Source organism: Serratia sp. T13T92 (assembly GCF_047530105.1).
Classification (GTDB): Bacteria; Pseudomonadota; Gammaproteobacteria; order Enterobacterales; family Enterobacteriaceae; genus Chania; species Chania fonticola.
Genome location: NZ_JBLJAK010000046.1, coordinates 25073 through 35407, shown reverse-complemented (window position 1 = coordinate 35407; position 10335 = coordinate 25073). Strand labels below are relative to the sequence as shown.

The following is a 10335-nucleotide window of genomic DNA, read 5'->3' as shown; positions in this document are numbered from 1 at the left end:
GGCATCAATTAAGCCAAGAGGCCATCCGCAAGGATGGCCTTTTTGCTATGCGCAGAAAACAGGAAATAACAGTGAAAACCCCTCACCCCAGCCCTCTCCCAGAGTACCCACCGAGAACATCCTGAACACCCGTGCGGGGGAGAGGGAGCTGTCCGGCATCGTGGATAAGCCGGTGCGGCTTCGGCAAGTTGGAACCTTTGATTAGCCCATGCCGTTTCGGCAGTGATGAGTAAGCAGAAAAAAGATGGGGTATTGCGCAGGAATATCAGCGGACTCGATCGGTTCCCTCTCCCTGTGGGAGAGGGTTAGGGTGAGGGGACTATGCCTTTGTCTGCTTTAGCCACTGAACGATAAACCCAGCGATCGTTTCAGGCTGGTTGATATCCAGTAACGGCGCAACACCTTCTATCTTCTTATCGCTGGCCACGGCAATAACGTGCTGATCCAACATGTCTGCAAGTGGTTTACCGACTTCCTCGCGATAGAGAACAATTTTGCTGATCGGCTCATGCTTGAATCCTTCCACCAGGATCAAATCCACCTTACTGTGATCGAATCTACTGGCTAGATACTGGAGATCTAAAGGCTGTTGCTCCGGTGTTTCGCTCATTAATGCCCAGCGCCGATCGCTGGCAACCAGCGTTTGGTCTGCACCGGCCTTGCGCAGTTCATAGCTGTCCTTACCAGGCGTATCTACATCCATATCATGGTGGGTATGCTTGATCAGGCCAACGAGCACCTGATGCTGTTTTAATAGCGGGATCAATTGCTTAAGCAGCGTGGTTTTACCTGTGCCGCTATAGGCGGCGATAGCCAGCAAGGGTGGCAATAACTCCGTCATTGATCGCCTCCCTTTTCCTGCTGCCACTGTTGGCAATCTTCCGGGGTATTCAAATTACGGAAGGCGTCTTGCTGCCCACTGAACACCACCTGTTGTGCACCGACAGCCGCCATGAACAGCATCAATTTGCGTTCCCCCCGGGCTAGATAACGGGTGAGTTCCTCTGCCAGACTGGTATGCAGTAAAGCGAAGGTAGGATGTTCACGCTCACCGTCGCTGGCATAGGAGGCCAAGGCATTGCCCTTATGCAGCCAAAGCTGTTCTACCAGGTTGAGAGGGAAGTCGGGTACGTCGCAGGGTGCGCAGACAATCCATGGTGTGCGGGCATAAGTGAGGCCTGCCAATATGCCGGCTAAAGGGCCGGGGTAATCTGCGGTCAGATCGCCGACGACCTCTAAACCGCTTTGCTGATAACATTGCTGATTGCGATTGGCACTGATGATCACCTGGCTCACTTGCGGTGTTAATCGGCCCAGTACGTGCTGGTACAGGGTTTTATCCCCCACTTGCACCAATCCTTTATCTTTCCCTCCCATGCGGGTAGAGCGCCCACCGGCCAGAATAACGCCGGTTATATTTGCATGCATAGTCATCATCCAACCCCTCTCCAATGCCCTGATTGTAGCGCTAAACCTGTTCAGACATCATGATTTACCTTTATTGACACGCTGGTTCTTTCACTACGTAGTCAAGCCTGCTACTTTGTGGGTTTATCACTTCATTGGATGATATGTTGCTATGAAAACGCATCGCGTAAACGAACTGATTGAGCTTTTGCAGCCGGCCTGGCAGCAGGATCCCGATCTCAACCTGATTCAGTTTCTGCAAAAGCTGGCGCAGGAAGCGGGTTTTCAGGGTGAGTTAGGCGATCTGAGCGATGACATCTTGATCTATCACCTGAAAATGCGCGGCAGTGCGGGCACAGAACAGATCCCAGGCTTGAAGAAAGACTACGAAGACGACTTTAAAACGGCGTTGCTGCGTGCCCGTGGCGTGATAAAAGATTAGCATTCATACGGTGCGGTCATCAGTGGCGGTGATTAGTGCTACTCATTCTTATTCTTGGCACGCTGTTGTCATCTGGCGAACTGAACGGTTGTTATGAACAACTCTGCATTTAATTTTGAAACCCTTTCTCCCGATCTGATTATGGATGCGCTGGAAGGGATAGGTTTGCGTGTTGATTCTGGGCTGACGGCGCTCAACAGCTATGAAAACCGCGTTTACCAGTTTATGGATGAAGATCGTCAGCGTTACGTGGTGAAATTTTATCGCCCAGAGCGCTGGAGCGCCGAGCAAATCGGCGAAGAGCATCGGTTCGCGTTGGATTTATCGCACAACGAAATCCCGGCGGTCGCGCCACTGGTATTACAGGGAAATACGCTGCACACCCATGCAGGCTTTTTCTTTACCGTATTTCCGAGCGTCGGTGGCCGCCAGTATGAGATCGATAATCTGGAACAGCTGGAGTGGGTCGGGCGTTTTCTTGGCCGTATCCACCAGGTGGGCAGCGAAAGCCTGTTTACCGAGCGGCCGACCATTGGCATTGAAGAGTATCTCACGGAGCCACGGCAGGTTCTGGCCAGCTGTGATTTAGTTCCCAAGGCCCAGCGCGAGACTTTCCTGCGGGCTACGGATACGCTGATTGACGCTATCAAACCGCACTGGCAGCTGGATTGGCAACCGCTGCGTTTGCATGGCGACTGCCACCCAGGCAATATCTTGTGGCGTGATGGTCCGCTGTTCGTCGATCTTGACGATGCACGCAACGGGCCAGCAATACAGGATTTGTGGATGTTGTTACACGGCGAACGTCGCGATCGGCTGATGCAGCTGGATATCCTGCTGGAGGCCTATGGCGAATTTGCCGAATTTGATCAGCGCGAGCTGGCGTTGATCGAACCCTTGCGGGCCATGCGCATGGTGTATTACCTGGCATGGGTAGCACGCCGTTGGCAGGATCCCGCGTTTCCAAAAAGTTTCCCGTGGATGGCGGAGTCTGATTTCTGGTTATCTCAGACTGCGGCATTTACTGAACAGGTTAAGCTGTTGCAGGAACCTCCTCTGCAGCTCATGCCAATGTATTGAAGCGTTAACATAATGGAGAGTTTAGTGTTATGAAAAAAATTTGGTTGGCACTCGTTGGTATGGTGATGGCATTCAGTGCCTCCGCTGCGCAATTCAGTGACGGTACGCAATACATCACTTTGGATAAGCCGGTAACTGGCGAACCACAGGTGCTGGAATTCTTCTCTTTCTACTGCCCGCACTGCTACCAGTTTGAAGAGACTTACCATATCTCTGATGCGGTCAAAAAAGCGCTGCCTGAAGGCACCAAGATGACCAAGTACCATGTGGAATTCCTGGGGCCATTGGGTAAGCAATTAACTCAAGCCTGGGCAGTTGCCATGGCTCTGGGTGTAGAAGACAAAATTACTCAGCCAATGTTTGAAGCGATTCAGAAAACTCAAACCGTGCAAACGCCTGACGATATCCGCAAGGTATTCGTCAATGCTGGCGTAGCAGGCGAAGACTTTGACGCGGCTTTAAACAGCTTCGTGGTGAAATCTCTGGTGGCTCAGCAAGAGAAAGCAGCAGAAGATTTGCAACTGCGTGGCGTGCCAGCGGTATTTGTTAACGGCAAATACATGGTGAAAAATGATGGCCTGGATACCAGCAGCATGGACGTTTACGTCAAGCAATTTGCTGATGTCGTTAAGTTCCTGACCGAACAAAAGTAACCCGCAGCAAGAAATCAACGCCGGTTAACCCGGCGTTTTTTTTAACTTATTAACGCTTGAGCCTGTCAAGCAAACCATCTTTTTCCTGCCACAACGTATTCAGCCAAATCTGGAATTTACGTTTAAACAGTTTGTCATTGAAGTAGTCCCCGTGCAGCGATTCATCAATCGGCAGGCATTCAATCCTGACGACTACCCTTTGCAAACGGCCACACAACATATCCCTAAAGGGATGCTCACGGTTATCCGGATAGCATAAGGTGACATTCAGGATCTTATCAAATTGCTGACCAAGCACGCTAAGCGTAAAGGCGATCCCGGCAGCTTTGGGGGCGAGCAAATTGCGATAGGGTGAGCGGCTTTTAATTTTCTTGGCCTCGGTGAAACGAGAGCCCTCAACGAAATTGACGATGGTGGTCGGGCGCAGGCGAAACTTCTCGCAGGAACGCCGTGTGGTTTCGATATCCTGCCCGCTTTTCTCCGGATGTCTGTGCAGGTAGGCCCGCGAGTAGCGCTTCATAAAGGGCATATCCAGCGCCCAGCAGGCCAGGCCGACGAAGGGGATCCAGGCCAGTTGCTGTTTCAGGAAGTACTTACTCATAGGTATATGGTGACGGAATAACACACACAGCACCACAATGTCCGACCAACTTTCATGGTTGCTGATCAGCAAATACCAATTCTTTTTCTCCAGCCCGTGCAGCCCTTGAATATCCCATTGCAAGCGGGGGTTAATTCGTAACAATACCGCCAGGCATTGGCACCAGCACCACATCATCAGGTCAGCAAAGGCTGAAATGTATCGCCAAACCGCGGGTATGGGGATCAAAATCTTAATGATACCGGCCAAAACAATGGGAATGGAGCACAGCATCGTTACGCCAATGGCAAGCAGCGCAGAAAAGATAAAAATAACAGGGGCTAGCAATTTTGGCATGGGTTTAGTGCTGACGGTTGAAGGAAACATCGTTAGATACGTCAGTACGTACCAACAAAAAAATATTTTAACAGAATCCCGGCCAAGAATACGCGGCTAAAAGTAAGCGATCTTAACCGGGTAGAAATTGCCAGTTGTTTGCCGTTGGCGTGCAGATTTTCAATCTTGTGCTATGGTCATTGAGGTGCCTAAATTGATTAAACGTGCGATAAAACTCCGGCCCCAGTTATATCCACAAATTACCGAAAACACGATAAATAGCAAAACCGCCAACCCTCTCTTTCAACAGTGTGATTTGTCTAGGAATTTTATTTCCCATTATAACGATATTATCTTCGTTATAATTCAGTCGCTAAACTATGCACAAAGTTATCCACAGGCAGGATCTTGCGGATCGCTTCACAGGATCTCATCTAATTTGGCCATATTGCACGCTAAGGTTCGTCACCAGCGGCTAGCTATGGCATGCTTACCCCAGTCCTTTTCACGAAAAAGAAACGTTATGGCCCAGATTGCAGAAAACCCATTAATCCTGGTGGATGGTTCCTCTTACCTTTACCGCGCCTACCATGCCTTCCCACCGCTGACAAACTCGGTCGGTGAGCCGACGGGAGCGATGTACGGTGTGCTGAACATGCTGCGCAGCCTGCTGCTGCAGTATACTCCCAGCCATGTGGCGGTGGTGTTTGATGCCAAAGGGAAGACCTTCCGTGACGAGCTGTTTGCCGAATATAAATCACATCGGCCACCGATGCCGGACGATTTGCGAGCGCAGATCGAACCGCTGCATCAGATGGTTAAAGCCATGGGCTTACCGCTGCTGGTTACACCCGGCGTAGAGGCTGATGACGTGATCGGCACCCTGGCGCTAGAGGCAGAAAAAGCGGGTCATGCCGTTTTGATCAGCACCGGCGACAAAGACATGGCTCAGTTGGTGACGCCGAATGTCACCCTGATCAATACCATGAACAACACTATCCTCGGCCCGCAGGAGGTCTGTGATAAATACGGCATCCCTCCTGAACTGATCATCGATTTCCTGGCGCTGATGGGGGATTCCTCAGATAACATCCCTGGCGTACCTGGGGTGGGTGAGAAAACGGCCCAGGCGCTGTTGCAAGGGTTAGGGGGCCTGGATCAGCTCTATGCCAATCTGGATAGCATTGCCACGCTAAGTTTCCGCGGTGCCAAGACCATGGCGGCCAAGCTGGAGCAGAATAAAGAGGTGGCCTACCTCTCTTACAAACTGGCGACGATCAAAACCGATGTTGAACTGGATCTGAAATGCAGTGAGCTGGAAGTGACTCCACCGGATGTCGATCAACTGCAGGCACTGTTTAAGCGCTACGAGTTCAAACGCTGGATGGCCGATGTTGAAGCGGGGACCTGGTTAGAAAACAAAGGGTCAGGCCGTAAGGCCAGCGCGGCGGCCAAGCCAGCCGCAACGGCAGAAGCACCAAGAGCTGCTGCAGAGCCTACCCTGTCGCAGGAAGGCTATGTCACCATTCTGGATGAGGAAACCTTCGCCGATTGGATGCAGCGCCTGAAACAGGCCGAAGTTTTCGCCTTCGATACTGAAACTGACGGCCTGGATACCCTGACGGCCAACCTGATCGGCCTATCCTTCGCCATTGAGCCAGGCGTGGCGGCGTATCTGCCGGTTGCACACGATTATCTGGATGCTCCCCCACAGCTGGATCGTAACCACGTGCTGGCCACCCTGAAGCCGCTGCTGGAAGACGAGAAGGCGTTGAAGGTGGGGCAGAACCTGAAGTTTGATAAGAGCCTGCTGGCGCGCTATGACATCGATCTACGCGGTATCGCCTACGACACCATGCTGGAGTCCTACGTGCTCGACAGCGTCAGTGGCCGTCACGATATGGATAGCCTGGCCGATCGCTACCTGGGCCATAAAACCATTACCTTCGAAGAGATCGCGGGCAAAGGCAAAAAACAGTTAACCTTCAACCAGATCGCTCTTGAAGAGGCGGGCCCTTATGCGGCAGAAGATGCCGACGTTACGCTACAGCTGCATTTGGCGATGTGGCCGCAGTTGAAAGAGAGTGAAGGCCTGCTGACGGTATTCAATGAGATTGAAATGCCGCTGTTGCCGGTGCTTTCCCATATTGAACGCACCGGGGTGCTGATCGATCCTAACATCCTCGCTGCTCACTCCATTGAGTTGACCAAGCGCCTTGGCGAGCTTGAAGTGCAGGCCCATGAACTGGCAGAAGAGCCGTTTAATCTGGCCTCGACCAAGCAATTGCAGGCCATTTTGTATGAAAAGCAAAAGCTGCCGGTGCTGAAAAAGACCCCTGGCGGTGCTCCTTCAACCAATGAGGAAGTGCTGGCCGAGTTGGCGCTGGATTATCCGTTGCCGAAAGTGATCCTGGAATACCGTGGCCTGGCGAAGCTGAAAACCACCTATACCGACAAACTGCCGTTGATGATCAACCCGGTTAGCGGGCGGGTGCATACTTCTTATCACCAGGCGGTCACCGCCACCGGTCGCCTGTCATCCAGCGATCCAAACCTGCAAAACATCCCGGTACGTAACGATGAAGGGCGCCGTATCCGTCAGGCATTTATTGCGCCTGAGGGCTACCGTATTGTCGCGGCGGACTACTCGCAGATTGAACTGCGCATTATGGCCCATTTATCGCAGGACGAAGGCTTGCTCAAGGCGTTTGCTGAAGGTAAGGACATACACCGGGCAACGGCGGCAGAAGTCTTTGGTCTGGCGTTGGAGAAGGTCACCAACGAACAGCGTCGCAGTGCCAAGGCGATTAACTTTGGCCTGATCTATGGCATGAGCGCATTCGGTTTGGCTCGCCAGCTGGGGATCCCGCGCGGCGAAGCGCAGCGCTATATGGATCTGTACTTCGAGCGCTACCCTGGCGTGTTGGAGTATATGGAACGCACCCGTCAGCAGGCTGCCGAGCAGGGCTACGTCAGCACGCTGGATGGCCGCCGGTTGTATCTGCCGGACGTTCGCTCCAGTAACGGTATGCGTCGCAAGGCGGCCGAGAGAGCGGCGATTAACGCCCCTATGCAGGGCACTGCTGCGGATATCATCAAACGTGCGATGATTGAGGTGGATGCCTGGCTGCAAGGGCCTGAGAAGCCGCTGGTGCGCATGATCATGCAGGTACACGATGAACTGGTGTTTGAAATCCACGAGTCCGCCATCGAAGAGGCCAGCCTGCGTATTCATGAGTTGATGGAAAACAGCATGCAGTTGGCTGTTCCGCTGCGGGTGGATATCGGCGTAGGTAAAAACTGGGATGAGGCTCACTGATTACCCTGGGTGATGTGTTATGGCTAGTTTTCGCTAACTGGCGAAAACCTAAGCATTTTTGGTAACTGAGCAACATCCTTCGGCGATTGTTTCGACTAAATTGGCGTTGTTAGTGCCCGGATCGTGTAAGTAAACTACAAAAAATTCTTTTGCAGCGTGAAAAAATGATGTAGAGTTACAGGCGTAGGGTACAGAGGTAAGATGTTCTATCTTTCAGACCTTTTACTTCACGTAATCGGATTTGGCTGAATATTTAGCCGCCCCAGTCAGTATTGACTGGGGCGTTTTTTATTGTAAAAACAACGTCAAAACCATCGATTTTAGTTATCCTCACCTTTCTCTCTCCCGCCGTTCCCTTGGCTGATTTATCTGCATTTATCTCCTGACAGCGCAACATCTGCCATAAGTTTTTGTGATGGCTTTTAGTCAAAATTGTAATTAGATAACGAAATGTGGCCTCGTGCGGTGTGATATCGGGCGTAAAAAAGCCGATGTCTCAGCATCGGCTCATTGGGCGCAGCATGCGGCGCCCCTACGAAATACCCGCAGCGGTATCATTCCCCGCCGATATCGTCTTCCGGCAGCACTTCCGGTGGGATCTCGTTAAACCAGGTATTCAACTTCTGGCTCAGTTTATCGACACCGATCTTTTTCGGTGACGAGAAGGCTTCTACCTGAATGTCACCCATAAATGGCAGCACGGCCTCACGCACCATATTGAGCTGCGCCTTGCGAGCGCCAGAGGCCAGCTTATCGGCCTTGGTCAGCAGGACCAGCACTGGCGTGCCAACGTCGACGGCCCACTGGATCATCTGTTGGTCCAGGTCTTTAAGCGGATGACGGATATCCATCAGCACCACCAGGCCTTTCAGGCAGTTACGCATTTGCAGGTATTCACCCAGCGCCCGCTGCCATTTCTTCTTCATCTCTTCTGGCACTTCGGCATAGCCATAGCCTGGCAGGTCGACCAGGCGAATGCCTTCTTCGACCTCGAACAGGTTAATCAGCTGGGTACGTCCCGGCGTTTTACTGGTACGTGCCAGGCCTTTCTGATTGGTCAGGGTATTCAGTGCGCTGGACTTCCCGGCGTTGGAGCGGCCGGCGAACGCAACTTCAATACCTTCATCCCCCGGCAGGTGGCGAATATCGGGCGCACTGGTGACGAAATGGGTCACATGGTAATTGTAGTTCTTGCTGGTCAAAATTTTCGTCTCCGTGAGGATGGCTATCTGGTGGGCGATTATAACTGCATCAGCGCTAAAAGGGTGTGTTTCTCGGTTTTTAAGCGTTTTAACCACAGGGTCCTTGTGGCAAAAGGTCGCCTGCCGTGTGAGACATTGACCATTCGAATTGGGGGTAATGTCGCTTTATTCGAAAGCTGAAAATATTTTATTTGTTATAAAACAGTGTGTTGTAATTTCGTTAAGTAAAAGATCGCCGTAAGCCGCCTGTAGGTATCTTGAGCACATCCCATAAAAGCGTAAAGTAGGTTGCAAGGCAGGAGGCCAAGGAAACAGGAACATTCAGGAAGGGTGAAAAATCTCAGGGAATGCACAGGTAGTGTAATGAGTACCAGGATGATGGCAGATGGAATTGAAACTATTGGTGCCGGAGCGCACGAATAGTACACGGATGATGAAGTGACTGCAATCAGGACGCCCGCGGGAAGCGCACTCAGGAAGAGTGGAAGCGAATGGATCGCAGCACGGATGATTTTTTCTTTCAGGATGAAAGACGTAGTAGCAGGGAGCGCGGTTATCGCAGATGGAAAAACCGGGATGTTGAGTGTGCGCATGGAGCGCGGAGCAGGAATATCCTTCGAGTGAAGGTCCGAAATAGGCGGCAGGTTTTAACCTGCCGCCTTTTTTCTTTGTCTGCTTTCTGCTAGATTCCGCCGCAACCGTATAGCAATTCTATACTGGATCTACATACCTAAGAGTAAAAGCCATGAACCAGCCATCAAAAGCACCTCGCGGCCCACGCAGCAGCGCGGCGACGTCAAAAAGTAAAAAGAAAAGTCGTGTGGAGCTCGATCAGGAAGCGCGCGAGCGCAAGCGTCTGAAAAAGCGCCGTGGCCTGGCTTCCGGTTCACGTACCCAGGTTGAGTCTGCCAACCAGAAAAATAAAACCGGTGCGCAACCCAAAGATCCTCGTCTCGGCAGTAAAGTGCCGGTTGCGCTGGTGGTTGACGCTAAAGTGAAGGCGACCAAGCCGCAGCCAAAACCGAAGGCAGAAAAACCGCGCCTCACGCCAGAAGAAGAACTGACCAAGCTGGAAAACGATGAGCGTCTGGATGCCTTGCTGGATCGCCTGGATGAAGGCGCCAAGCTGAGCGCGGAAGATCAGGCTTACGTCGATCAAACCCTGGATCGTATCGATGCGCTGATGGAGCAGTTAGGCATCGAACTGGGTGATGAAGACGACGAAGAGCCGGAAGAGAAGCAGGAAGACATTCTGAAACTGCTGAAAGGCGGTAACCCGAAAGACGTATTTTAAGCGGTTATGTGGCTGATCCCGG

At 52.0% G+C, this 10335-nt stretch carries 11 protein-coding genes; 7 read left to right on the top strand and 4 right to left on the bottom strand.

All coding sequences use genetic code 11. The features are described from left to right. Positions 1–205, top strand: a 205-nt coding sequence (locus tag ACMV5I_RS25120; RefSeq protein WP_414825521.1) for a hypothetical protein, incomplete at its 5' end; no start/stop codon positions are given. Between the two features lie 114 nt (positions 206–319). Here the strand turns inward: ACMV5I_RS25120 and mobB are convergent. Then, positions 320–841, bottom strand: a complete 522-nt coding sequence (mobB, locus tag ACMV5I_RS25115; RefSeq protein WP_414825520.1) for a molybdopterin-guanine dinucleotide biosynthesis protein MobB — start codon at positions 839–841, stop codon at positions 320–322. Continuing rightward, a complete protein-coding gene (gene mobA / locus ACMV5I_RS25110; protein WP_024482973.1) occupies positions 838–1428 on the bottom strand; it encodes a molybdenum cofactor guanylyltransferase MobA in 591 nt (196 codons plus the stop codon). The genes mobB and mobA overlap by 4 nt, the downstream gene beginning before the upstream one ends. A 151-nt stretch (positions 1429–1579) precedes the next feature. On the opposite strand from mobA, the gene ACMV5I_RS25105 reads away from it, so the two are divergent. The 3 genes from ACMV5I_RS25105 (at position 1580) to dsbA (ending at position 3582) form a co-directional block, all read left to right on the top strand. Continuing rightward, a complete protein-coding gene (locus ACMV5I_RS25105) occupies positions 1580–1849 on the top strand; it encodes a YihD family protein (protein ID WP_024482972.1) in 270 nt (89 codons plus the stop codon). 93 nt (positions 1850–1942) lie between these two features. Next, the gene (locus tag ACMV5I_RS25100; RefSeq protein WP_121608274.1) at positions 1943–2929 is read left to right on the top strand and encodes a serine/threonine protein kinase; all 987 of its coding nucleotides are present in this window, start codon (positions 1943–1945) and stop codon (positions 2927–2929) included. Between the two features lie 29 nt (positions 2930–2958). Then, positions 2959–3582 carry a thiol:disulfide interchange protein DsbA gene (gene dsbA / locus ACMV5I_RS25095; RefSeq protein WP_121608275.1) on the top strand — a complete coding sequence of 208 codons (624 nt, stop codon included), beginning with the start codon at positions 2959–2961 and terminating at the stop codon, positions 3580–3582. 49 nt (positions 3583–3631) lie between these two features. Here dsbA and ACMV5I_RS25090 read toward each other — a convergent pair whose 3' ends face one another. After that, complete coding sequence (locus ACMV5I_RS25090; RefSeq protein WP_414825522.1) at positions 3632–4468, bottom strand: acyltransferase; 837 nt, start codon at positions 4466–4468, stop codon at positions 3632–3634. On the opposite strand from ACMV5I_RS25090, the gene ACMV5I_RS25085 reads away from it, so the two are divergent. Both ACMV5I_RS25085 and polA read left to right on the top strand, forming a co-directional pair. Beyond that, positions 4380–4619, top strand: coding sequence for a hypothetical protein (locus ACMV5I_RS25085; protein ID WP_414825523.1), 240 nt, complete (start codon positions 4380–4382; stop codon positions 4617–4619). The genes ACMV5I_RS25090 and ACMV5I_RS25085 overlap by 89 nt on opposite strands. 402 nt (positions 4620–5021) lie before the next feature. Beyond that, positions 5022–7817, top strand: coding sequence for a DNA polymerase I (polA, locus tag ACMV5I_RS25080; protein WP_141133231.1), 2796 nt, complete (start codon positions 5022–5024; stop codon positions 7815–7817). 554 nt (positions 7818–8371) lie between these two features. Here the strand turns inward: polA and yihA are convergent. Beyond that, on the bottom strand, positions 8372–9019 hold the full coding sequence (gene yihA / locus ACMV5I_RS25075; RefSeq protein WP_024482967.1) for a ribosome biogenesis GTP-binding protein YihA/YsxC: 648 nt from the start codon (positions 9017–9019) through the stop codon (positions 8372–8374). A gap of 745 nt (positions 9020–9764) precedes the next feature. Here yihA and yihI point away from each other — a divergent pair. Then, positions 9765–10313: a Der GTPase-activating protein YihI gene (gene yihI, locus ACMV5I_RS25070; RefSeq protein WP_024482966.1), complete on the top strand. Its 549-nt coding sequence runs from the start codon at positions 9765–9767 to the stop codon at positions 10311–10313. Positions 10314–10335: the final 22 nt, after the last annotated feature.

What these genes read in the sequence shown, in the direction of transcription:
- polA (WP_141133231.1), top strand. Translation starts at nt 5,022, where the DNA reads ATGGCCCAGATTGCAGAAAACCCATTAATCCTGGTGGATGGTTCCTCT.
- mobA (WP_024482973.1), bottom strand. Translation starts at nt 1,428, where the DNA reads ATGCATGCAAATATAACCGGCGTTATTCTGGCCGGTGGGCGCTCTACC.
- ACMV5I_RS25100 (WP_121608274.1), top strand. Translation starts at nt 1,943, where the DNA reads ATGAACAACTCTGCATTTAATTTTGAAACCCTTTCTCCCGATCTGATT.
- yihI (WP_024482966.1), top strand. Translation starts at nt 9,765, where the DNA reads ATGAACCAGCCATCAAAAGCACCTCGCGGCCCACGCAGCAGCGCGGCG.
- mobB (WP_414825520.1), bottom strand. Translation starts at nt 841, where the DNA reads ATGACGGAGTTATTGCCACCCTTGCTGGCTATCGCCGCCTATAGCGGC.
- ACMV5I_RS25105 (WP_024482972.1), top strand. Translation starts at nt 1,580, where the DNA reads ATGAAAACGCATCGCGTAAACGAACTGATTGAGCTTTTGCAGCCGGCC.
- ACMV5I_RS25085 (WP_414825523.1), top strand. Translation starts at nt 4,380, where the DNA reads ATGTATCGCCAAACCGCGGGTATGGGGATCAAAATCTTAATGATACCG.
- dsbA (WP_121608275.1), top strand. Translation starts at nt 2,959, where the DNA reads ATGAAAAAAATTTGGTTGGCACTCGTTGGTATGGTGATGGCATTCAGT.